The sequence below is a fragment of the Bradyrhizobium sp. NAS96.2 genome, from assembly GCF_001908235.1.
Lineage (GTDB): Bacteria > Pseudomonadota > Alphaproteobacteria > Rhizobiales > Xanthobacteraceae > Bradyrhizobium.
In genome coordinates, this window is record NZ_LGHK01000017.1 from 28276 (window position 1) to 50285 (window position 22010).

The 22010-nt window shown below is 64.8% G+C and carries 21 protein-coding genes; 7 read left to right on the forward strand and 14 right to left on the reverse strand.

Going from position 1 to position 22010, the window contains the following annotated elements:
• Positions 1-103: 103 nt before the first annotated feature.
• From AC628_RS04330 to ltnD, 4 genes are all read right to left on the reverse strand, one after another.
• Positions 104-1795 (reverse strand): methyl-accepting chemotaxis protein, encoded by a 1692-nt coding sequence (locus AC628_RS04330; protein WP_074125513.1) that lies wholly within the window; start codon positions 1793-1795, stop codon positions 104-106.
• A 170-nt stretch (positions 1796-1965) separates the two neighbouring features.
• Positions 1966-3243: a 3-oxo-tetronate kinase gene (gene otnK / locus AC628_RS04335; protein ID WP_074125514.1), complete on the reverse strand. Its 1278-nt coding sequence runs from the start codon at positions 3241-3243 to the stop codon at positions 1966-1968.
• Positions 3240-4022 carry a 2-oxo-tetronate isomerase gene (gene otnI, locus AC628_RS04340; protein WP_074125515.1) on the reverse strand — a complete coding sequence of 261 codons (783 nt, stop codon included), beginning with the start codon at positions 4020-4022 and terminating at the stop codon, positions 3240-3242. The genes otnK and otnI overlap by 4 nt, the downstream gene beginning before the upstream one ends.
• Positions 4023-4034: 12 nt before the next feature.
• Positions 4035-4946 (reverse strand): L-threonate dehydrogenase, encoded by a 912-nt coding sequence (gene ltnD / locus AC628_RS04345; protein ID WP_074125550.1) that lies wholly within the window; start codon positions 4944-4946, stop codon positions 4035-4037.
• 184 nt (positions 4947-5130) lie between these two features.
• Between ltnD and otnC the strand changes: the two genes are divergently transcribed.
• Together otnC and AC628_RS04355 are read left to right on the forward strand one after the other, a co-directional pair.
• Entirely contained in the window at positions 5131-5787 is a 657-nt protein-coding gene (gene otnC, locus AC628_RS04350; protein WP_143201433.1) for a 3-oxo-tetronate 4-phosphate decarboxylase, read from the forward strand.
• Between the two features lie 33 nt (positions 5788-5820).
• Entirely contained in the window at positions 5821-6108 is a 288-nt protein-coding gene (locus AC628_RS04355; RefSeq protein ID WP_083632573.1) for a hypothetical protein, read from the forward strand.
• 182 nt (positions 6109-6290) lie between these two features.
• Here the strand turns inward: AC628_RS04355 and AC628_RS04360 are convergent, their stop codons facing one another.
• The 6 genes from AC628_RS04360 to AC628_RS04385 form a co-directional block, all read right to left on the reverse strand.
• Positions 6291-6995, reverse strand: a complete 705-nt coding sequence (locus tag AC628_RS04360) for an ABC transporter ATP-binding protein (protein WP_074125517.1) — start codon at positions 6993-6995, stop codon at positions 6291-6293.
• The gene (locus tag AC628_RS04365; RefSeq protein ID WP_074125518.1) at positions 6979-7710 is read right to left on the reverse strand and encodes an ABC transporter ATP-binding protein; all 732 of its coding nucleotides are present in this window, start codon (positions 7708-7710) and stop codon (positions 6979-6981) included. Before AC628_RS04365 ends, AC628_RS04360 begins: the two co-directional genes overlap by 17 nt.
• Entirely contained in the window at positions 7707-8693 is a 987-nt protein-coding gene (locus AC628_RS04370; protein ID WP_074125519.1) for a branched-chain amino acid ABC transporter permease, read from the reverse strand. Before AC628_RS04370 ends, AC628_RS04365 begins: the two co-directional genes overlap by 4 nt.
• Positions 8693-9571, reverse strand: coding sequence for a branched-chain amino acid ABC transporter permease (locus tag AC628_RS04375; RefSeq protein WP_074125520.1), 879 nt, complete (start codon positions 9569-9571; stop codon positions 8693-8695). Before AC628_RS04375 ends, AC628_RS04370 begins: the two co-directional genes overlap by 1 nt.
• Before the next feature lie 191 nt (positions 9572-9762).
• Entirely contained in the window at positions 9763-11010 is a 1248-nt protein-coding gene (locus tag AC628_RS04380; protein WP_050420056.1) for an ABC transporter substrate-binding protein, read from the reverse strand.
• An 85-nt stretch (positions 11011-11095) separates the two neighbouring features.
• Positions 11096-11914 (reverse strand): putative hydro-lyase, encoded by an 819-nt coding sequence (locus AC628_RS04385; protein WP_074125521.1) that lies wholly within the window; start codon positions 11912-11914, stop codon positions 11096-11098.
• A 119-nt stretch (positions 11915-12033) separates the two neighbouring features.
• Here AC628_RS04385 and AC628_RS04390 point away from each other — a divergent pair, with 119 nt between their 5' ends.
• From AC628_RS04390 to AC628_RS04400, 3 genes are read left to right on the forward strand one after another with little or no spacing between them, the layout of a single operon-like run.
• A complete protein-coding gene (locus AC628_RS04390) occupies positions 12034-12966 on the forward strand; it encodes a LysR family transcriptional regulator (protein ID WP_074125522.1) in 933 nt (310 codons plus the stop codon).
• Positions 12967-12980: 14 nt separating this feature from the next.
• Complete coding sequence (locus tag AC628_RS04395; RefSeq protein WP_074125523.1) at positions 12981-14231, forward strand: Zn-dependent hydrolase; 1251 nt, start codon at positions 12981-12983, stop codon at positions 14229-14231.
• Between the two features lie 31 nt (positions 14232-14262).
• Positions 14263-15174: an NAD(P)-dependent oxidoreductase gene (locus AC628_RS04400; RefSeq protein WP_074125552.1), complete on the forward strand. Its 912-nt coding sequence runs from the start codon at positions 14263-14265 to the stop codon at positions 15172-15174.
• A gap of 273 nt (positions 15175-15447) precedes the next feature.
• Here the strand turns inward: AC628_RS04400 and AC628_RS04405 are convergent, their stop codons facing one another.
• The gene (locus tag AC628_RS04405) at positions 15448-16521 is read right to left on the reverse strand and encodes a tartrate dehydrogenase (protein WP_074125553.1); all 1074 of its coding nucleotides are present in this window, start codon (positions 16519-16521) and stop codon (positions 15448-15450) included.
• Between the two features lie 168 nt (positions 16522-16689).
• Between AC628_RS04405 and AC628_RS04410 the strand changes: the two genes are divergently transcribed.
• Complete coding sequence (locus AC628_RS04410) at positions 16690-17466, forward strand: SDR family oxidoreductase (RefSeq protein ID WP_074125524.1); 777 nt, start codon at positions 16690-16692, stop codon at positions 17464-17466.
• Positions 17467-17561: 95 nt separating this feature from the next.
• On the opposite strand, the gene AC628_RS04415 is transcribed toward AC628_RS04410, so the two are convergent.
• Positions 17562-18413, reverse strand: coding sequence for an alpha/beta hydrolase (locus AC628_RS04415; protein ID WP_074125525.1), 852 nt, complete (start codon positions 18411-18413; stop codon positions 17562-17564).
• Positions 18414-18501: 88 nt separating this feature from the next.
• On the opposite strand from AC628_RS04415, the gene AC628_RS04420 reads away from it, so the two are divergent.
• A complete protein-coding gene (locus tag AC628_RS04420; protein WP_074125526.1) occupies positions 18502-19923 on the forward strand; it encodes an amidase in 1422 nt (473 codons plus the stop codon).
• Positions 19924-19929: 6 nt separating this feature from the next.
• On the opposite strand, the gene AC628_RS04425 is transcribed toward AC628_RS04420, so the two are convergent.
• Positions 19930-20562, reverse strand: a complete 633-nt coding sequence (locus tag AC628_RS04425; RefSeq protein WP_074125527.1) for a TetR/AcrR family transcriptional regulator — start codon at positions 20560-20562, stop codon at positions 19930-19932.
• A gap of 213 nt (positions 20563-20775) precedes the next feature.
• On the reverse strand, positions 20776-21942 hold the full coding sequence (locus AC628_RS04430) for an OpgC domain-containing protein (protein ID WP_245321023.1): 1167 nt from the start codon (positions 21940-21942) through the stop codon (positions 20776-20778).
• Positions 21943-22010 lie beyond the last annotated feature (68 nt).

Consider the following 22010-nt stretch of genomic DNA (forward strand, 5'->3'; position numbering starts at 1 on the left):
TGCATCGCAGCCCTGCAAAAATGCAAAACGTGGTGAGTCGGTCGGCCCACCACGCTTGGATCCGTCAGCCCGTGCGGACGGGAGGTGCCCCGGCGGCTTCGGGTCAGGCCGCGCGGACGGCCTCGAGGAACTTGCCAACTTCGAGCTTGAGGCGGTTGCTGTCACCTGAGAGCGACTGTGCTGCCGACAGCACCTGGCTCGAGGCCGAGCCGGTTTCGTTGGCGCCGTGCTGCACGTCGGTGATGTTGGCCGAGACCTGCTGGGTGCCCCGCGCCGCCTGCTGCACGTTGCGGGAGATCTCCTGCGTCGCCGCGCCCTGCTCTTCGACCGCGGCGGCAATGGTGGACGAGATCTCCGACAATTTCTCGATGGTCGAGGAGATTTCCTTGATCGCGCCGACCGACTCCTGGGTCGCGGTCTGGATGCCGGCGATCTGCTGGCCGATCTCGCCGGTCGCCTTGGCGGTCTGCTCGGCCAGCGCCTTCACCTCGGACGCGACGACCGCAAAGCCGCGGCCGGCCTCGCCGGCGCGCGCCGCCTCGATGGTGGCGTTCAGCGCCAGCAAATTGGTCTGGCCGGCAATCGTGTTGATCAGCTCGACGACGTCGCCGATGCGCGCGGCGGCCTTCGACAGCTCGCTGACGCGATCGTTGGTGGTGCGCGCCTGGCCGACGGCGTCGCCCGCCATCCGTGCCGATTCCTGCACCTGGCGGCTGATCTCGGTGACCGACGACGATAGCTCTTCGGTCGCCGACGCCACCGACTGCACGTTGGTCGACGCCTCCTCGGACGCCGCCGCGACCGAGGTGGTCAGTTCCTGCGAACGCCGCGCCGTCGACGACAGCGTGCTGGCGGAAGCTTCGAGCTGGGTCGAGGCCGACGACACCGTCTGCACGATCTCGCCGATCATCTGTTCGAAATTGCGGGTGATGGTGTCGACCCGGCGGCCGCGCTCGATCTTGGCCTCGGCATCGGCGGCCGCGGCTTCATCGGCCGCCTTCTTGGCGACCAGGGCTTCCTTGAACACCTGCAGCGTATCGGCCATCGCGCCGATCTCGGTCTTCTCGCCCTGGTGCGGCACAACGGCGGTCAGATCGCCACGGCCCAGCGCCTGCATCGGGCTCACGATCGAGGCGATGCCGGCCGAGATGTCGCGAACGGTGTAGAAGCTGACGCCGACGCTGATCAGGATCGCGAGGCCGAGGATCACGGCCACCATCATCAGAGCCGAGCCGTAGTTGCTGGCGGCTTCCTGGCCGGCCTTTTCAGCACCGACGTTGTTGAGCTCGATGTCCTTGTTCAGGATTTCGTCCGCTTCGAGACCGATCTTGTTGACAACCTTGGTGTTGAGCTCGTGCGCCTCATGCGGAAGCTTGCCCGCTTCCTTGCGCGAGATGGCCATCACCTCCTCGGTGCCCTTCCTGTACTTGTCCCAGGTCTCGGACCACTGCCGGTAGAGCGCCCGCTCCTCCGCGGAGGCGATCATCGGTTCATATCTCGCGCGCGCCTTTGTGTTCATCTCGACGACGCTGGCGAGCGTCTTTTCCACCGCCAGCTTCTCTTCGAGCGTTTCCGAAAGCATGTGTTCGCGGATCACGTTGCGATAGGTGATGACCCCGGCGCGCAGCTCACCCAGCACGCGCACGCTCGGCAACCAGTTCGTCGTGATGTCGACAGTGCTGGCGTTGATCGCCCGCATATTCCACACGGCAAGCAGGCCCATGCCCGTCAGCGCGACAAGCAGGAACGCAACCGCGGCAATGATCTTGGCGCGGATCGAGTATTTGGCGAACATCTTGGGGTCTCTTGGGTATCGGGCTCGCGAAGCCCAATCGGATGGCTGGGGGCGCGGCGGTGCGCCACAGACATCAAAGCCAGCCCCCCTCCTTAAGTAGGGTTAATTTGGTCCTCCGCTGAACTACGGAGATACCCGTCACCATAGTGACATGATGCGCGAGAGGCGCATCAAGGCATCAATGCCAGCGCATCCGAGAAGAACTCCGGCCCGCCGAAATTGCCCGATTTCAGGGCAAGCACCATCTCGCCAGTGCTGGCACCGACCGCGCGCAGAACCGGCACGCCTGCGGCGATTTCCGCACCGACCAGGAAGCCGGGGATACCGAGGCGATCGACCACGGCGCCTGACGTTTCACCACCGGCAACCACCAGCCTGTGCACGCCCGACTGCACCAGCCCCTCCGCGATATCGGCCATGGCCTGCTCGATGGCATGTCCGGCCGCATCGCGGCCATGACGCGATTGCAGAGCTGTCACCTCATCCGGGGTCGAACTGCTCGCAATCAGGACCGGTCCCTTTCCGAGCCGATCTTTGGCCCAGACGAGTGCGCGCTGCGCCTCGTCCTTGCCGGCGATCGCCCGTCCGGGGTCGAGATGCAGGACCGGCATCACCTTCTCGGCGCTGGCGATCTGGCGCAGCGTCGCCTGCGAGCAACTGCCTGCGAGGCAGGCCGCCGGGCCGCCGACCGCAGCCTTGGACGTTGCATTTTCAGCCGCCGATTTGGCCCTGCCCGCTGCGACCAGCGCCCGGGCCAATCCGAGCCCGATGCCGGAGGCACCGACCGACAGACGGTGATCCAGCGCCACCTGCCCGATGGCCTCTAGGTCGCGGTCGAACACCGCGTCGACGATCGCAGCGCCGACGCCGCTACCCGCGAGGTCGGCGAGCTTCGCCCGAACGGCGTCGGCGCCGCGGGAGAGCGTCGCGAGATCGACCAGGCCGACCTTGGTCTTGCTCTGCCGCGCGAGCACGCGGACCAGGTTGGAATCATGCATCGGGTTGAGCGGATGGTCCTTCAGCGGGCTCTCGTTCAGCGGCACCGCGCCTACGAACAGATTGCCCTGATAGACGGTACGGCCGGTTTCCGGGAAAGCCGGCGTCACCAGCACGATGCTATCTCCGGAGTCGGCGCGCAGCGCGTCCATCACCGGGCCGATATTGCCGGCGTCGGTGGAATCGAAGGTCGAGCAGATCTTGAACAGGATGTGAGAGGCGCCGCGGCCGCGCAGCCAGGCCTCCGCCGCGCGCGAGCGCGTCACGGCCAAACTCGCCTCGATCGAGCGGCTCTTCAGCGACACCACGACGGCATCGACCTCCGGCAGCGCGAGATCGTCGGCGGGCACGCCGATGGTCTGCACCGTGCGCAGGCCGGCGCGGGTCAGCGTGTTGGCGAGGTCGGAGGCGCCGGTATAGTCGTCGGCGATGCAGCCAAGGGCCAGCGTCACGATTTTGCTCCGACATAGGGCTTGAACCACGCAAGACCGTCGGTGGTCTTGCCGCGCGGATTGTATTCGCAGCCGACGAAGCCGCCATAGCCCAGCCTATCCAGCTCGCCGAACAGGAAGGGATAATTCAGCTCCTCGCCATCGGGCTCGTTGCGCGAGGGGATCGAGGCGATCTGGATGTGGCCGATGACCGGCATCATCTCGCGCAGCCGCATCGTGACGTCGCCATGGATGATCTGGCAGTGATAGATGTCGAACTGCAGCTTCAGGTTCGGGATCTTGAGTTCACGGATCAACTCGTACGCGAAGTTGAAGTCGTTGAGGAAATAGCCCGGCACGTTGCGCGGATTGATCGGCTCGATCACGACGTCGAGGCCGTGCGGCGCGAAGAATTCCGCAGCGTAAGCGACCGATTTGTAGAAGGCTTCGACGGCGTGCCGATCATTTCGGTCGGCGATCCCGGCCATCAAGTGCAGACGCTTGACGCCGGTCGCCTGCGCATAGGGCAGTGCGGTCTTCAAGCTCGCTTGCAAATCGGCGAAGCGATCCGGCAGCGCGGCAAAACCTTTCTCGCCGGCGTTCCAGTCGCCCGGCGGCAGGTTGAACAGCGCCTGCGTCAGCCCGGCGCCTTTCAGCCGCTTGCCGACCTCCTCGGCCGGATGCTCATACGGAAACAGGAATTCGACCGCGGTGAAGCCCGCTCTTGCTGCGGCGTCGAAGCGGTCGAGGAACGGGACCTCGTTGAACATCATGGTGAGGTTGGCGGCAAAGCGGGGCATTGCAGGATCCTCTTATTTCGCGCCGGGAAGCTTGGTGCCGGTGACCTGCGCATACATCCGCGCCACCGACGCATCGTCGTCGCGGCCCATGCCGGCGGCCGCGGTCATCAGGAACATCTGCAGCGCCGCGGCCGAGACCGGGACCGGGAAGCGCGCGCTGCGCGCCATGTCCTGGATGATGCCGAGGTCCTTGACGAAAATCTCCACCGCGCTGCGCGGCGCGTAGTCGCCGTCGAGCACGTGCGGCATGCGGTTCTCGAACATCCAGGAATTGCCGGCGGAGGCCGTGATCACCTCATAGACCTTGCGGATGTCGAGGCCCTGCTTGGCGGCGAAGGCGATCGCCTCGGAAGCAGCCGCGATGTGCACGCCGGCCAGCAGCTGGTTGATCATCTTGAACGCGGCGCCCTGCCCGGCGGCATCGCCGAGCTCGTAAAGCTTTGCCGCCATCGCATCCAGCGCCGGCCGCGCCTTCGCGAACGCCGCCGCGCTGCCGGAGGCGAGAATGGTCAGCTCGCCTTGCGCTGCACGTTGCGCGCCGCCGGAGATCGGGGCATCGAGATAGTGCCGGCCGGTCGGCTCGAGCTGCTTTGCGAGCCGCCGCGCGATATCCGGGTCCATGGTCGCCGAGGAGATGAAGACTGTGTCCTTGGCGAGGGTCTCGGCGACGCCATCCTTGCCGAACAGGATCGCCTCGGTCTGCGCCGCATTGACGACGACGCTGACGACGATGTCGGCATCCTTGGCCGCTTCGGCCGGCGTTTTCGCGCCCTTGCCGCCGTCGGCGACGAAGCGCGCGACGGCATCGGCCGAGACGTCGCAGCCGGTCACGACAAAGCCGGCGCGCTTGAGCGAGGTCGCCATGCCGTATCCCATCGAGCCCAGCCCGATGACGGCGACGTGCGGTGTTGCGGAACTGGACATGCGGCGATCCCTGAACATTTTTGGTTGTTTGAGCATTTTCGGAAAACCGGCTTTCACCCTTCCCGATCATGCGCATTGCTGCTTGCCTATCACGGCTTGGCCGCGCTGCCAAAGCATGAGACAAAGCTGAAAATGGATGGCGGCAAAGATGACGCCAAGAGCGAGACCGGAAGAGCGAAACCGGATGAGCGAAACAAAGCTTCGTGAAGACATCTGCCGCTTCGGCCGCTCGCTGTTCGAGCGCGGGCTGACGCCGGGCTCCTCAGGCAATATCAGCGTCCGGCTCGACGACGGCGGCTGGCTGGTGACGCCGACCAATGCCTCGCTCGGCTTCCTCGATCCGGCGAAAATGTCGCGGCTCGACGGCACCGGCCGGCTGGTCTCCGGCGATGCCCCGACCAAGGAAGTGCCGCTGCACACCGCGCTCTACCAGACGCGCGCGAGCGCCGGCGCCGTGGTGCATCTGCACTCGACCCATTCGGTCGCGCTGTCGATGCTGCCCGAGATCGACCCACGCGCCGCGCTGCCGGCGATGACGGCCTATTACGTCATGAAGTGCGGCCAGACCGCGCTGGTGCCCTATTATCGCCCCGGCGACCCCGCCGTGGCCGACGCGATCAGGGGGCTGGCCGGGAAATATTCATCGGTGCTGCTCGCCAATCACGGGCCGGTCGTGTCAGGCGATACGCTGGAAGCCGCGGTGTTCGCGACCGAGGAGCTGGAAGAAACCGCCAAACTCTATCTGCTGCTGCGCGGGCTGAACCCGCGCTATCTCTCGCCCGAACAGGTGGCGGATTTGACCAGGACGTTCGGGCTCGTGCTGCCGGATCACCCTCACTAGATCAAGCAAAGGTGAGATATGCGGAGGACAGTCATGATGAGGTTCACGAACTTGGCACTCGCCGTTCTGTTCGCCGGCCACCTTGCGGGCTCAACCGCACGGGCCGAGCAGTCCTTGCAGGACCTGCTGGCGATCCAACTGCGCGCGCAGGGCTATGCTTGCGACAAGCCGCTCAAGGCCGAGAGAGACGACAAGCTCTCGAAGCCCGATAACGAGGCCTGGACGCTGACCTGCAGCAACGCGACCTACCGCGTCACCCGCGTGCCCGACCTCGCCGCCAAGGTCGAAAAGGTCGAAGAGGGCAAGGAACAGGGCAAGTAGGCTGTTGCCTGCAAAAGCGACTTGTCCGAGCTAGGCGCCACACACACCGGCGTCATCCTGAGGTGCGCGCCACTTCGGCGCGCCTCGAAGGATGGCCGCAGGCGCTTGTGGCTCATCCTTCGAGGCTCGCTCCGCTCGCGCCTCACAGGATGACGTTTGCGTGCGTGGAGGCGTTGCAGAGGCTACAGCCCCAGATACGCCTTGCGCACGTCGGGATTGCCGCTGATCTCGGCGGCAGTGCCCTGCATCAGCACGCGGCCGGTTTGCAGGATGTAGGCGCGGTCGGCTATCTCGAGGCATTCGGCCATCCGCTGCTCGACGATCAGGACGGTCATGCCAGCATCGCGGATGCGCTTCACGGCCTGGAAGATCTCGTCGACCAGCTTCGGCATGATGCCCTGCGACGGCTCGTCGAGCATCAGAAGGCGCGGCCGCGTCATCAGCGCGCGGCCGATCGCGAGCATCTGCTGCTCACCGCCGGACAAGGTCTCGGCGCGCTGCTCGAGCCGCTCGCCGAGCCGCGGGAACAGGTTGAACACCAGGTCGAGCGGCGCGTCGCGGTCGGACTTGCTGCGATAGAGATAGCTGCCGAGCCGCAGATTGTCGCTTACCGACAGCCGCGGAAACAGCCGGCGGTTCTCCGGCACGAAGGCGATGCCGGTTGATGTGATGACGTGCTGCGGCTGGCCGTCGATGCGCTTGCCGTCGAAGGTGACGGTGCCGGCGCGCGGACGCTCGGCGCCGGCGATCGATTTCAAAAGCGTCGACTTGCCGGCGCCGTTGGCGCCGGCAACGCAGACGATCTCGCCCTTGGTGACGTCGATCGACACCGAGGAGATCGCAACCAGGCCCTGATAGGCGGTGGTGACTTCACGCACCGACAGCATGACGATCCCCGAGATAGGCAGAAATGACTTCCGGATTGCGGACGACCTCAGTGGGCTTGCCCTCGACCAGCACCTTGCCGAGATTGAGCACGATGGCGCGATCGACCAGCGGCATCACGATTTCCATCACATGCTCGACCATCAGCACGGTGACGCCGGTGGCGCGCACCTTGCGCACCAGCTCGACGCCGGTCTGTGCCTCGACCGGCGTGAGGCCAGTGAGGACTTCGTCGAGCAGCAGCAATTTCGGCTCGGTCGCGAGCGCACGCGCGACCTCGAGCCGGCGCTTCTCCGACGGCACGAGGTCGGCCGCCAGCTTGTCGGCGCGCGCCGCAAGGCCGCAGAACTCCAGCACCTCATAGGCCTTCTGCCGCGCGATCCGCATCTTGGTGTTGCGGATCAGCGCGCCGACGATGACGTTGTCGATCACGGTCATGGTCTCAAAACTCTTGACCACCTGGAAGGTGCGTCCGACGCCGTGCTGGCAGCGTTCCGCCGCCGGCAGCCTTGTGACGTCCTCGCCGTCGAAGATGATCGAGCCCTGGGTCGGCGGCAGCACGCCCGCGATCAGGTTGAACAACGTCGACTTGCCGGCGCCGTTGGGGCCGATCAGGCCGACGATCTCACCGCGCCCGACCGAGATCGAGACGTCGCTGTTGGCGACGAGGCCGCCGAAGCGCTGCCAGACGCCACGCGTTTCAAGAAGCGCCGTCATCGTGCGGCCTCCTTGCGCCCGGTGAGCATGCTGAACACGCTGACCAGACCGCGCGGCAGCGCCAGCGAGATCACGACGATCAGCGCGCCGTAGACGATGAGGTCGACGCCGCGGCCGGACCCGCCGATGAACGAGCGCGTCAGCTCGGTGAGCGGGATCAGGATCACCGCACCCAGGACCGGGCCCCACAAGGTGCCGATGCCCCCGAGCACGGCAGGCAGCGCCATCAACAGCGAGAACTGGAAGCCCATCACGCTCTCAGGATCGATATAGGACACGAACTGGGCGTAGAAGCTGCCGCCGACCGCGACCAGGAACGCCGAGACCGCCGCCGCGCCCATCTTGGAGTTGAACACGACCACGCCGAGGCTTTCGGCCGCATCGGGATTGTCCTTCACCGCACGCCACCAATAGCCCCATTTGGAATCTTCCAGCCACCAGGTGACGAACCAGGCGATGCAGGCCAGCGCCAGCGCAAAATAGAAGTACGGCAGCTTCGATCGGGTGAACTGGAATTTCAACCAGCTGTCGCCGCGCACCGGGATGTCGATGCCGAGGGCTGCGCCCGCCCAATCCCAGTTCTGGATCAAAACCAGCGCAATCTCGGCGATCACGATGGTCGCGATCACGAAGTAATGCCCGCGCAGGCGGAAGCAGGGATAGCCGAGCGCCATCGCGATCACGGCGGAGATCGCCCCGCCCGCCAGCATGCCGAACCACGGCAGCACGCCGAACTTGGTGAACAGGAGCGCAGTGGTGTAGGCCCCGAGCCCGAAATACAGCGCATGACCAAGCGAGATCTGCCCGCAATAGCCGGACAGGATGTTCCAGCTCTGCGACAGCGCGGCATACATCAACGTCAGGACCATGATGTTCTGGACATAGACGTCCTTGACGAACAGCGGCACCAGCGCGGCGACCACCGCGAGGCAAGCCGCCATGATCAGGTCACGCCTGCGGCGTTGGGCGAACTGGGTGTCCATCACATCGATCCGAACAGGCCACGCGGGCGGATGAAGACGACCAGCAGATAGACGGCATAGATGCCGACCGATTTCAGCGACGGCGGCAGGATCAGCGCGGTGCTCGCCTCCACCAGGCCGACGATGATGCCGCCGGCAAAGGCGCCGAACACGCTGCCGAAGCCGCCGAGCGCCACCGTGACGTAGGCGATCAGCGCAAAGGACGCGCCGACGTCGGGATAGATGTAGAAGAAGATCGCCATGATGGCGCCGGCAAGCCCGACCAAGGCCGCGCCGAGGCCCCAGCCAAGCGCGAACACCCGGTTCTTGTCGATGCCGACCAGTGCCACCGCGCCGGCATCCTCGCGGGTCGCTTCGAGCGCACGGCCGAAATCGGTGCGATTGATGAAGAAGTAGAGCGCGACGAAGGCCGCGATCGACAGCATTGCGCCGATCAGCTGCGGCTCCGGCAGATAGATGCCGGCGATCGAGATCGTCTTGCCGCCGACCCAGGAATTGGTGACGCTGCGGTAGTCGGGCGTGAAGAAGAACTGGGCGAGGCCCCGCATCACGATCGCAAGGCCGAAGGTGGAGAAGATCTGCACCATGCCGGCATTGGCCTTGGCGCGCATCGCAAACCGGACCACCAACAGATAGACCACCGCGCCGAACACGAACAATGCCGCGGCGACCAGCGGCGCCGCGAGCAAGGGATCGATCGCGAAGAACGCGAACAGGAAGAAGGTCGCGTACATCGCGATCATCAGGAACTCGCCGTGCGCGAAATTCACGACGTCCATCAAACCGAAGATCAATGCGAGGCCTGCGGCGATTAGTCCGTAGAGCAGCCCCATCAACAGGCCGCTCGCCAAACTCTGGATAATGGTCTCGGCTGTCACCGCTGACGCTCCATGCGGAACTCGCTACCGCCATCCGCCGTCATTGCGAGCGAAGCGAAGCAATCCATCGCACCGCAACGGGAAAGAATGGATTGCTTCGTCGCTTCGCTCCTCGCAATGACGGAACTAGCGCCTCTCTTTGTGATCGTCTCAGCTGTCACCGCCCTCTGCCCCCTCTAGCGTCCGACCGGTCAGCTGTTCATCGGCCAGATCGCCTCGGAGACGGCGGCCTGTTCCGGGAAGATCGTCACGAAGTTCTTCGCAGAATATTGCAGCAGCACCGGATCGGCGAAGTTGTTCTGCCCCATCTCGTCGAACTTGACCCGCCGCCACGGCATGATGGTGACATCGCCCGGCATGTCGGTCGCGACCAGCGCCTCGCGGATCTTCTCGCCGTCGGTCGACTTCGCGCGGTTGACGGCATCGGCCATGATAATGAGGCCCATGAACTGGCGCGACGTATAGTCGTTGAAGTCCTTGCCGGACTTGGCGCGGTACATTTCGTTGATCAGACCGACCATCGGCCGCTTCTGCGCCAGGTCGAGCGAGAAGCTGCCGCGCGAGATCACGCCCTCGAGCTTGTCGCCGACCGCGTCATAGGTCGCCTTTTCCGAGAAGCCGGCGTCCTGCGCCATGATGTTCTTCGGCTTGTAGCCGAGCTCGGCCATGGTCTTGACCAGGAGGATCGAGTCGGTGGTGTAGCTCGACGGCATCAGCACGTCGGCATTGGCCGCCTTGAGCTGCTGCACCTCGGCGGTGAGCGACGGCGAGTTGGCGCGATACTTGATGTCGGCCACGATCTTGTAGCCGCGCTCGGCGGCGAGCTTGGTTTGCGCGTTCGCCGAATCGGTGCCGAAGATGGTGTCTTCGTGGAACAGCGCCAGCGTCTCGATCTTCTGGCCCTTCTTCTTCATCGCATCGAAGAAGTCGAACATCGCAGCCGAGAACATCTCGTCATGCGGCGAGGCGCGGAAATAATACTTCAGGCCACGGCGATGCAGGCTCGGCGAGGAATTGTCGGCCGAGATGAACGGGACGCCGTAGCGCTCGCAGGTCTGGCTGACGGTGACGGCCACCGCGCTCTGATAGGTGCCGACGACGGCGCAGACCTTCTCCTGGGTGATCAGGCGCTCGGTCTCGGCACGGCCCTTCTGCGGATCGGCCTGGTGGTCGGCGAACACCAGCTTGACCTTGGCGCCGCCGAGGCCGGACAGGCCCTCGCCCTTGGCGAGCGGCAGCGCAAAATCATAGTTCTTGTTGATGATGTCGGCCGCGGTGTTGAAGGCATGCTGCGCGTCGACGCCGATCGCAGCGCTGGAGCCGGACAGCGGATAGATCACGCCGATTGCCACTTCGCTCGTTTGCGCGCGTGCGGCGATCGGACCGAGCGCAGCGGCGGCGGTGGCACCCAGCAATACGTTACGGCGAGAGATCGTCATCGAAATTTCCCCTTCAGCTTTGTTCTTATCGATGTGACGCTTGTAGCGCGCAGTAAAGCCTCAATGAATTGCACGAATTGCCTATTCAGAGCACAGCGAGCTGCCTGTTCCTGAGATCGGTCACCAGCATCAGCCCCGGCGCATGCGTGATCGCGAACGGCAGCTTCGCAGCTGCGATCACCGATTGCGGCGTCACGCCACAGGCCCAGAACACCGGGATCTCGTCATCGGCCACGGGCACCGCGTCGCCATAATCGGGCTTGGCGATATCCTTGATGCCGATCGCATGCGGATGGCCGAGATGCACCGGCGCGCCATGCACCGACGGGAAGCGCGAGGTGATCTGCACCGCGCGGATCGCATCCGCCGGCTTGAACGGGCGCATCGACACCACCATGGGTCCTTCGAACGGCCCCGACGGCTTGCAGGCGATATTGGTCCGGTACATTGGCACACGCAGATTGCGCTCAATGTGACGGATCGGCAGCCCCTCTTCCAGCAGCGCCTCCTCGAACGAGTAGGAGCAGCCGAGCACGAAGGTGACGAGGTCATCGCGCCAGTATTTGGTGATGTCGGTCGGCTCGTCCGCCACCTCGCCGTCGCGCCAGACCCGGTAGCGCGGCACGTCGGTGCGGATGTCGAGGTCGAGGCCGAGCGCCGGGATTCTGAAATCGCCGACGTCGGACATGCCGATGATCGGGCACGGCTTCGGATTGAGCTGGCAGAAGCGGTGGAAGGCGCCGGCGAGCTTCTCCGGCAGGATCGCGAGATTGCCCTGGACGAAGCCGTTGGCGAGACCGGCCGTCGTCGCCGACGCCATGCCGTCACGGCAGGCGCGCCGCGCTTCGACGCTCGCCAGCCCTGGTTCCTCTTGAGATCGCTGCACTGCCGCAAAAACAGTCATGGGGTTCTCCTGCCCATAATCTCGACAAGGACAAACCAACACCAAGCGTGATATAATGTCTAATCGTCCTTTCTAATCAAAATCGATAAAGCAAATTTATCGATCGGGAAAATGCTTCCATGACGGACTTCCGCTCGATCGAAACATTTCTCTGGGTCGTCAAGCTCGGCAGCTTCCGCGGCGCCGCCCAGCGGCTCAACACCACCCAGCCGGCGATCTCCCAGCGCATTGCCCAGCTTGAGCGCGAGATGGGCGTCAAGCTGCTCAACCGCGACCACCGGGTGGCCTCGCCGACGCCGAGCGGGCGGCTGATGCTGATTTATGCCGAGAAGCTGATCGGCCTGCGCTCGGAGATGATGGCCGAGGTCGGCGACCGTTCGGCGATGCGCGGCGCGCTGCGGCTCGGTGTCGCGGAAACTATCGTGCATACCTGGCTGCCGCGGCTGGTCAAGAGCGTCAACGAGATCTACCCGAACCTGTCGCTGGAGATCGAGGTCGACATCACACCGAATTTGACGCCGCGGCTGCTGGCGCAGGAGATCGAGCTCGCCTTTGTGCTCGGACCGGTCTCGGCATCAGGCGCGCACAACCATGTGCTGTGCGACTATCCGATCGGTTTCCTGGCGAGCCCCTCGCTCGGCCTCGGCTCTGGCCCGGTGGCGCGGCAGGATCTGGCGCGGTTTCCGATCATCACCTTTCCGCGCAAGACCCAGCCCTACGAGACCGTGCGCGCATTGTTCAATGCCCCCGATCTGCCGCCGATCCGGCTGCACGCCTCCACCTCGCTCGCGACCGTGATCCACATGGCCAATGAAGGGCTTGGCATTGCGGTCATTCCGTCGGCGATCGTCGAGAACGAGCTTGCCGACGGGCGCTTGCAGCTGCTCGACACCGACCTCAAGCTGCCGCCCCTCACCTTCACCGCGAGCTGGCTCGCCTCCCCCGATGCGGTCGCCATCGAGCGCGTCGCCAATCTCGCCAGGCAGATCGCGCAGACCAGCGTGGCGGTTGACGGCGCGAGAGTGGCGCGTCATGAAAAAACGGTCGCGTAAAGGGAAGAGCCGCAATGAGCCGAGCCGCCACCAACCTGCAGATCGATTCCGCCCGCCTCTGGGGCACCATCCACGAAACCGCGCAGTTCGGTGCAACGCCAAAGGGCGGCGTGCGGCGGCTGACCCTGAGCGCCGAGGACAAGCAGGTGCGCGACTGGTTCCGCAAGGCCTGCGAGGACGCCGGCCTGGACGTGCATGTCGATGCGCTCGGCTCGATGTTCGGCCTGCGCAAGGGACGGGACATGTCGAAGCCGCCGATCGGCGTCGGCTCGCATCTCGACACCCAACCGACCGGCGGCAAATATGACGGCATCCTCGGCACCCTCGCCGGCCTCGAGCTGGTACGCACGCTGAACGATGCCGGGATCGAGACCGAGCTGCCGATCTGCATCTGCAACTGGACCAATGAGGAAGGCTCGCGCTTCGCGCCGGCGATGATGGCCTCGGCCGCCTATGTTGGCGACTTCACCACCGACGACATCCTGACGCGCAAGGACGCCGAGGGCGTCACCGTGGCGCAGGCGCTGGACTCGATCGATTATCGCGGCGATGCCCCGGTCGGCCGCCAGAAGTTCTCAGGCTTCGTCGAGCTGCACATCGAACAGGGCCCGATCCTGGAGGCCGAAGGCAAGACCATCGGCGTGGTCGATTCCGGCCAGGGCGTGCTGTGGTACGACGGCAAGATCGTGGGCTTCGAGAGCCATGCCGGCTCGACCCCGATGCCGCTGCGCCGCGACGCGCTGGCAACGCTGTCGGAGATCGTGCTGGCGATGGAGAGCATCGCGAAAAAGCACGGCCCGAAGGCGGTCGGCACCATCGGCGAGGCTGTCATCGCTGCGCCCTCGCGCAACGTCATCCCCGGCGAGATCGCCTTCACGGTGGATTGCCGCAGCGCCGACGCCGCGATCATGGATGCGCTGGACCGCGACCTGCGTGCCGCCATCGTCGAGATCGCAGCAAAGCGCAAGGTCGAGGTGCAGCTTGATCTCGTCTGGCGCAAGGCGCCGACGCATTTCGATCCGAAGCTGGTCGACGCCGTCGAGAACGCGGCCAATCAGCTCGGCTATTCGCACCGCCGGATCACGTCCGGCGCCGGCCACGACGCCTGCAACCTCAACACCGTGATGCCGGCGGCGATGGTGTTCGTGCCCTGCAAGGACGGCATCAGCCATAACGAGCTGGAAGATGCCACGCAGACCGATTGCGCGGCCGGCGCCAACGTCCTGATGCATACGGTGCTGGCGCTCGCCGGCGTCGCATCCTGATCTTCATATCTCCCCTTCGATGGAGGCTTTCGTGCGCGCAGTGTTTGTCGACGCCAATGAATCGCTCGCTGTCATCACCGAGCGCCTGGAGAAGCCCGGCGATCCCGCGATGCGGATCAACCGCAACCCGGACATCAAGCCCGAGGATTATCCGGCGGTGCTCGACGGCGCCGAGATCGCGGTGGTCGATCACACGGCGCTGCCGACCGACATCGCGAAGAAGTGTTCAGGCCTGAAGCACGTCGTGTTCCTCGGCACCGGCGCGCGCAGCTACATGAACCCGGAAGAGCTCGCCGGGCTCGGCATCGCCGTGCACCTGATCAAGGGCTATGGCGACACCGCCGTCGCGGAGTCCGCGATCGCACTGATGTGGTCGTCGGCGCGGGTGATCGCGCAAATGGACCGCGAGATGCGCGCCGGCAACTGGCTGCGCGAGGACGGCATGCAGCTCACCGGCAAAACGCTTGGCCTCGTCGGCTTCGGCGGCATCGCCGCCGAGGTCGCCCGCATCGCGGGCGGCAGCGGCATGAAGGTGATCGCCTGGAACCGGTCGCCGAAGAGCCATCCCGGCGTCGAATTCACCGAGCTCGACACGGTGCTGGCGAGCAGCGACGTGGTCTCGCTGCATCTGCTGCTCAACGACGAGACCCGCGGCCTGATCACGCGCGAGAAGATCGCGAAGATGAAAAAGGGCGTGGTGCTGATCAACACCGCCCGCGGCGCCATCGTCGACGAGCAGGCGATGATCGATGCGCTCAACTCCGGCCACATCCGCCACGCCGGCCTCGACGTCTACAACATCGAGCCGCTGCCGAAGGATCATCCGCTGACGAAAATCCCGAACGTGACGCTGTCGGCGCACTCCGCGTTCCGCACGCCCGAGGCGAGCGAGAATTTGATCCACGCGGCATGGGAGCATTGCCGCAGGATCGTGCAGGGGTAATTTCCACCGTCGTCCTGGACAAGCGAGCGTAGCGAGCGCGATCCAGGGCCCATAACCACCGCTTCGCGTTGTGGCGATGGCTGGGGCCACAGCGAACCCCAACGACAAGGCCCTGTGGTTATGGGTCCCTGCTTTCGCAGGGACGACAGCACGGGGTTGGATGACGAGCCCCCCTCTCCCACAAGGGAGCGAGGCAGACCTCACAAGGCAGCACGCACTCGGGGTGATCGGTCCTGGCTTTCGCCAGGACGACCCCGTGATTGACTCCGCAGCCTAGTCCACCATCTCCGCGACCGCCTTGCCGCAGACCGTGGTGTCGGCATTGCCGCCAAGATCCCGCGTGCGCAGGGTGCGTTCGCCGAGCGTGCGCTCGATCGCGCCGACGATGGCATCCGCGGCCTGCTTCTCGCCGAGATGCTCGAGCATCATCGCGCCCGACCAGATCATGCCGATCGGGTTGGCGATGCCTTGGCCAGCGATATCAGGCGCCGAGCCGTGCACCGGCTCGAACACCGACGGGAAATCGCCTTCCGGATTGATGTTGCCCGACGGCGCGATGCCGATCGTGCCGGTGCAGGCCGGGCCGAGGTCCGAGAGGATGTCCCCGAACAGGTTGGAGCCGACCACGACGTCGAACCAGTCCGGATGCAGCACGAAGTTCGCGGTGAGGATGTCGATGTGGTACTTGTCCCACTTCACACCGGGATACTTCTTGGCCATCGCCTCCACCCGCTCGTCCCAATAGGGCATGGTGATGGAGATACCGTTCGACTTGGTCGCCGAGGTCAGATGCTTCTTCGGCCGCGACTGCGCCAGATCGAACGCGAATTTCAGGATGCGGTCGACGCCGGTGCGGGTCATCACGGTCTGCTGCGTGACGAATTCGCGGTCGGTGTCCGGGAACATGCGGCCGCCGACCGAGGAATATTCACCCTCGGTGTTCTCGCGCACCACCCAGAAATCGATGTCGCCGGGCTTGCGGTTCGCCAGCGGCGACGGCACGCCGGGCATCAGCCGCACCGGGCGCAGATTGACATACTGGTCGAACTCGCGGCGGAACTTGATCAGCGACCCCCACAGCGAGACGTGGTCCGGGATCTTGGCCGGCCAGCCGACCGCGCCGAAATAGATCGCGTCATGCTTGCCGATCTGGCCCTTCCAGTCGGCCGGCATCATCTCGCCGTGCTTCTCGTAATAGTCGTAGGAGGCGAAGTCGAAATGGTCGAACTTCACGTCGACGCCGTGCTTCTTCGCCGCCGCCTCGATGACGCGCAGGCCCTCCGGCATCACTTCCTTGCCGATGCCGTCGCCGGGAATGACCGCAATCCGATATTGCTTCTTGCTCATCGAGAACACCCTTGTGATTTGCCCGGCCGGCAACGCCGTCTATCCTGATCGCCCTGCAATGGACCAAACTTCGCGCGAGCGCAACGCTGCAGTGCAGTGTTGACCGCCACGCGACCCTGCCCCACCAATTTCGCCGATATCCGTTCCTCATACCAAGCGAGACATCCCATGGATCTGCATCTGCGCGGCAAGCGTGTCCTGATCACCGGCGCCTCCAAGGGCATTGGCGCGGCCGCCGCCGAAGCCTTTGCCGAGGAAGGCGCCAATCTGCTGCTCGCCGCCCGCAACGGCGACCAGCTCAAGGCGCTCGCCGAGCGGCTGCGCTCTACGCACCAGATCGATGCCGCGATCAGCGTGGTGGACTTACGCAAATCCGAGGACCTCGCGCGGCTGGCCAAAGAGGCCGCCGACATCGACATCCTCGTCAACAATGCCGGCGACATCCCGGGCGGCTCGATCGACAAGATCGACGAGGCGACCTGGCGGCACGCCTGGGAGCTCAAGGTGTTCGGCTATGTCAATTTGACGCGCGCGATCTACGCGCAGATGAAGGCGCGCGGCGGCGGCGTGATCGTCAACGACATCGGCGCGGCCGGCGAGAAGTTCGACGCCAACTACATCTGCGGCAGCGCCGGTAACGCGGCGCTGATGTCGTTCACCCGCGCGCTCGGCGGCAAGAGCCTCGCCGACAACATCCGCGTCGTCGGCATCAACCCCGGCCCCGTTGGGACCGACCGCCACGTCACGCTGCTCAAGACCCGCGCCAAGAACCAGTTCGGCGACGAGAACCGCTACAAGGAATTCCAAAAGGGCCTGCCGCTCGGCCGCCCCGCACATGCGCGCGAGATCGGCGACCTGATGGCGTTCCTGGCCTCTGATCGCGCGGGGTATACGTCGGGTGTGATCTACACGGTGGATGGCGGGCTGACGTCGGGGTGGGGTTAGACCCTCTCCTCGTCATTGCGAGCGAAGCGAAGCAATCCATCTGGCCGCTTGTGGAGAGATGGATTGCTTCGTCGCTTCGCTCCTCGCAATGACGGTTAGGTGGCCGTCCGCTCGAACAACTGCCGGATCAGCGTCGTGATCCGGCCCTGCGGCGCCAGCAGCTCGTGCATGATCGAGAAATGATCGGCGCCTTCGATCTCCTCATAGGTCACCGGCAAGCCGTAGCGGGCGCGATGGCCGGCGAAATCGGCGGTCTGCTTGCGCAGCAGCGGCAGTTCGGCGCTGCCGACCACCAGCGACAGCGGTTTTGCCGTGCCGCCTTGCTGCATCATGGGCGAATTGCGCCGTGAGGCGGCTTCGTCGAGCCTGAGCTTCTCGTTGAGGTAGGAATGCCTGATCGGCTCGAGGTCATAGATGCCCGAGATCGCCATGCCGGCCCGGACATGGGCGTTCGACAGCGCCATCGATGTCAGATGTCCGCCGGCCGACCAGCCGGACACGACGATGCCATCAGTAGCGGCACCGAGCGTGGGCAACTGCCCGGCAAGAAAATCGATGCCTGCGTGAATCTCGGCGACGATGTCGTCGAGCGTCGCATCCGGCGCCAGCGTGTAGCCGATCAGGGCGACATTGATGCCGTGCGCCATCGGCCCCTCGGCAAAGATCGTGAACACCTCCTTGGCGCGGGTCTGCCAATAGCCGCCATGGATGAACAACAGCGTCGGCGCACCGTCGCGGACTTTCAGGAAATCGATCCGGTTGCGCTCGCGCGGACCATACCGGAGATCGAGATGGCCGGCGTGCTTCTGCCGCAGCGCCGCCGAGCGCTGCTCCCAGCCGGCGGCGATCTCGGCGCTGCCTTTGACGGCCACTCCGTTGTTCAAGCCAAGGTCGTGCTCCTGCTGGCTCATCGCGCGCCAGTCCAGCGCGGAAAACAACGCTGCCATCCCTGCCCCTTCGGTTCTCGTCGCATTGCCACGACGGCAGGAAATGTTCTACAGCACAAGGAAACAGAAGACATAGGAGCAACGGCGCATGGCTGATCAGGGCTTGGTGAAGGAAACGGCGTGTGCCGTCGTCGAGAAACTGAAAGCCGGCGAGGTCACGCCGCTTGATCTGCTCGATGTGCTGGAACAGCGCATCGCCGAGGTCGACGGCAAGGTCAACGCGCTGCCAATCCGCTGCTTCGACCGCGCCCGCACCCACGCCAAGGCGCTGATGCAGAAACCGGCCGGCGAGCGCGGCCTGCTCGCCGGCCTTCCCGTTCCGATCAAGGACCTCACCGCCGTCTCCGGCGTGCTGACCACGCTGGGCTCGCCGATCTTCAAGGACAACGTGCCGGCGAAGTCGGACATCCTGGTCGAGCGCCTCGAACAAAATGGCGGCGTGATCTACGCCAAGTCGAACACGCCGGAGTTCGGCGCCGGCGCCAACACCTTCAACGAGGTGTTCGGTCCGACCCGCAATCCCTGGGACACGTCCCGCTCGGCGGCCGGCTCCTCCGGCGGCGCGGCGGCGGCACTGGCCAGCGGCACCGCGTGGCTCGCTCATGGCTCCGACATGGGCGGCAGCTTGCGCAACCCGGCGAGCTTCTGCGGCATCGTCGGCCTCCGGCCGTCGATCGGCCGTGTCGCCCAGACGCCGAAATTCGGCGTCGATCGCACGCTCGGCCAGCAGGGACCGATGGCGCGCAATGTCGAGGACCTCGCATTGCTACTCGATGCGATGAGCGGCGAGCACGCCGCCGATCCGCTGTCGCTCCCCTCGCTGCCGACATCGTTCCTGTCGGCGGCGCGCTCCAACCAGAAGCCGAAGCGCATCGCCTATTCGCCCGATTTCGGCATCACGCCCGTCGATCCCGAGGTCAAGGCCGTGACCCGCAAGGCGGCCGAGCGTTTCGCCGAAGCCGGCGCGATCGTCGAAGAGGCATCTCCCGACTTCAGCGAAGCCCATGAATGCTTCCACGTGCTGCGCGCGTTCGACTTCGCGATCAGCAAGGCCGAACTGCTGCGCACCAAGCGCGACCTGCTCAAGCCAGAGGTGATCTGGAACATCGAGGAAGGGCTGAAGCTCACGGTCGAGAAGCTCGAGCGCGCCGAGGCGCAGCGCGTCGCGATAACGCAGCGCGCGCTCGAGTTCTTTGACAAATATGACCTGCTGCTGGCACCGGCGACCATCGTGCCGCCGTTCCCGGTCGAGCACCGCTATGTCGCCGAGTGCGACGGCAAGAAGTTCGACAATTACGTCGAATGGCTCGGCATCGTCTATGCGATCACGCTGGCCTGCTGCCCGGCGCTGTCGCTGCCCTGCGGCTTCACCGCATCGGGCCTGCCGATCGGCCTGCAGATGGTGGCGAGGCCCCGCGCCGAGGCGCAGCTTCTGGCCGGCGCGAAAGTGCTGGAGGATATTCTCGGCGTGCGCGGCACCACCCCGATCGATCCGCGGCCGCCGCGATAAGGCGGCCTACGCCTGGTCTTCCGTCGCCTGCAGCGCGACTGACAGTGCGAGCTTGGTCTGCTCGACGATCTCGTCCATCAGCTCCTCGCGGCTGATCTGGGCGACCTCGCCGGTGAGCAGGCCCTGCTCGGCGAGCATCACGATGCCGTGCAGCCCGGCCCAGATCTTCAGCGCCTGCCGTTCGCGCAGCAGCCCGACGGCCGGAGCCTCGAACGACTCGATCAACAGCGCCAGCGTTTCCATCGCCGCAACGTGCAGCTCGCTGCCGACAGGCGCACAGGCCATGGTTCGGGATGCGAACATCAGCCGGTAGATGCCGTGGCGCTCGAGCCCGAAGGCCAGCGCAGCCTGGGCAAAGCGCGACAGTTTCGAGCCCTTGCCGGGCAGCTCGATCGCCTCGCGCATGATCACGTTGAACTGCCGGAATGCTTCCGCGGTCACCGCCTCCAGCAGCGCCTCGCGGTCGGCGAAATGCCGGTACGGCGCCGGCTGCGAGACGCCGAGCTGCTTGGCCAGCGCCTTGATGCTGATCGCCTCGGGACCACCGAGCTCGACCTCGCGCAACGCGGCCTGAATCAGCGCTTCGCGGAGGTCGCCATGGTGGTAGGTCTTGAATGGCTTACGAACGATTTGTCCCATTGCGGCAAGTGATCGTGGACTGCGGAGTGAGTCCTGAGGAGGACAGAGTAGCGAAATCAAAGACTTACGTCACTCAATTATTTTGCGAATGCGAGGCCGATTTAACCATGAACTGCCAAGCTGCCCGGGGCTTTTCTCGAGCAGAAATTGCGTAGGTTTCGACCGGATCTCGCGCCGACACTCAAGGGACTGCGCGATCTGTCCCACCTCCCTTCATAGCAGTTTCGGATGTCGCCGGCTTCGTTTGCTGATCCATGTGATAGATGTCGCAAACAGAGCGAGCGCCGCGATCCCCGCAGCGCTCACCACGAACTGCGCCGCGATGCTGTCGGACACCTTGATGAGATACAAATCCGCCAGCAGGGAGAGCACGACGGCCGCACAATAGGTTTCGAGCGAACACTCGCCGCAACGAATTGCTCCTTTCAGGACGACCATGCCAAATCCGCGCCAATTCGTCGGCACGAACCTCGCCACGACGATGGCGATCGCCAGGAAATGCAGCAGCCGCAGCGGGTCCAGATCCGGCTTGTCGATCGGATAGATCAACCGCTCGATGTAGTCAGGGATCGCGGCCGCCAGTGGCGCGATCTCCCAGCTCAATGCGACCACCAGACTAAAACCGATGTACGCGATCGCAAGCACAACGACGGGCCTGGCAACGATTATCTGCGAAAGCATCCGATAGCCTCGCGTGGCCCACCACGCCCCAATAACGACCAGGAACTGCCAGGCAAGCGGATTGAAGTACCATTGATTGGTCGGCCACTCCGGTAAGTTCCAGCCGTACAATTGGACCAGCACATAGATAAGCGCGGAGAACAGCAGAGACGCGTTCGGAAACTTCAGTATTCCCCAAAGGACAGGCGCAAACGATAGATGAAAGAGCACGAAGGTTGGCAGCGCATCCGTGTTTACTGGGCGGTACATCAGGATGGCGGCGTAGCTCAGAGCTGCGCCCGGATTTTGCAGCAGGACCTTCACGTTGGTTTGGTCGGCCAGGCGATCGCTTCCCCAGCCGTACACGACCATGGCAAGAGTCACGGTCAGGATGAGAAAGGCGGCATAGATCTCCCAGCTTCGCAGCAGCGTATGCGCGACGACTGAAGTCCACCCGTCGCGACGGCGGACATCGCTGTAGCTCAGTGCACAGGTCACGCCGGACACGAACATGAAGACTTCGGTCGCATCGCTGAAGCCATAGTGGCGCAGGGTCAACCAGCTGAAGACGTTGTTGGGAATGTGATCGAGGAAGATGCACCAGACTGCAAGACCTCGGCACAGATCCAGCCGGAGATCGCGGTCCAACGCCGCGCTGTCGTGCCTCCCCTGATGAAAGATCGGCGATGCGGAATGCTGGCGGGATTCTCCGCCGTTCAAGCGACCCGTCGCACAGTCAGAAAGCATTGGACTATTACCAACCGTCGTCGGCCTACCCGGCCCAATTG

Excerpts from the sequence above, each read along its gene's own strand:
- AC628_RS04390 (WP_074125522.1), top strand. The coding sequence starts at position 12,034 with ATGACGGACTTCCGCTCGATCGAAACATTTCTCTGGGTCGTCAAGCTC.
- AC628_RS04405 (WP_074125553.1), bottom strand. The coding sequence starts at position 16,521 with ATGAGCAAGAAGCAATATCGGATTGCGGTCATTCCCGGCGACGGCATC.
- AC628_RS04330 (WP_074125513.1), bottom strand. The coding sequence starts at position 1,795 with ATGTTCGCCAAATACTCGATCCGCGCCAAGATCATTGCCGCGGTTGCG.
- AC628_RS04385 (WP_074125521.1), bottom strand. The coding sequence starts at position 11,914 with ATGACTGTTTTTGCGGCAGTGCAGCGATCTCAAGAGGAACCAGGGCTG.
- otnI (WP_074125515.1), bottom strand. The coding sequence starts at position 4,022 with ATGCCCCGCTTTGCCGCCAACCTCACCATGATGTTCAACGAGGTCCCG.
- AC628_RS04415 (WP_074125525.1), bottom strand. The coding sequence starts at position 18,413 with ATGGCAGCGTTGTTTTCCGCGCTGGACTGGCGCGCGATGAGCCAGCAG.
- ltnD (WP_074125550.1), bottom strand. The coding sequence starts at position 4,946 with ATGTCCAGTTCCGCAACACCGCACGTCGCCGTCATCGGGCTGGGCTCG.
- AC628_RS04395 (WP_074125523.1), top strand. The coding sequence starts at position 12,981 with ATGAGCCGAGCCGCCACCAACCTGCAGATCGATTCCGCCCGCCTCTGG.
- AC628_RS04365 (WP_074125518.1), bottom strand. The coding sequence starts at position 7,710 with ATGACGGCGCTTCTTGAAACGCGTGGCGTCTGGCAGCGCTTCGGCGGC.
- otnC (WP_143201433.1), top strand. The coding sequence starts at position 5,131 with ATGAGCGAAACAAAGCTTCGTGAAGACATCTGCCGCTTCGGCCGCTCG.
- AC628_RS04410 (WP_074125524.1), top strand. The coding sequence starts at position 16,690 with ATGGATCTGCATCTGCGCGGCAAGCGTGTCCTGATCACCGGCGCCTCC.
- AC628_RS04355 (WP_083632573.1), top strand. The coding sequence starts at position 5,821 with ATGATGAGGTTCACGAACTTGGCACTCGCCGTTCTGTTCGCCGGCCAC.
- AC628_RS04380 (WP_050420056.1), bottom strand. The coding sequence starts at position 11,010 with ATGACGATCTCTCGCCGTAACGTATTGCTGGGTGCCACCGCCGCCGCT.
- AC628_RS04425 (WP_074125527.1), bottom strand. The coding sequence starts at position 20,562 with ATGGGACAAATCGTTCGTAAGCCATTCAAGACCTACCACCATGGCGAC.
- AC628_RS04420 (WP_074125526.1), top strand. The coding sequence starts at position 18,502 with ATGGCTGATCAGGGCTTGGTGAAGGAAACGGCGTGTGCCGTCGTCGAG.
- AC628_RS04360 (WP_074125517.1), bottom strand. The coding sequence starts at position 6,995 with ATGCTGTCGGTGCGTGAAGTCACCACCGCCTATCAGGGCCTGGTTGCG.
- AC628_RS04370 (WP_074125519.1), bottom strand. The coding sequence starts at position 8,693 with ATGGACACCCAGTTCGCCCAACGCCGCAGGCGTGACCTGATCATGGCG.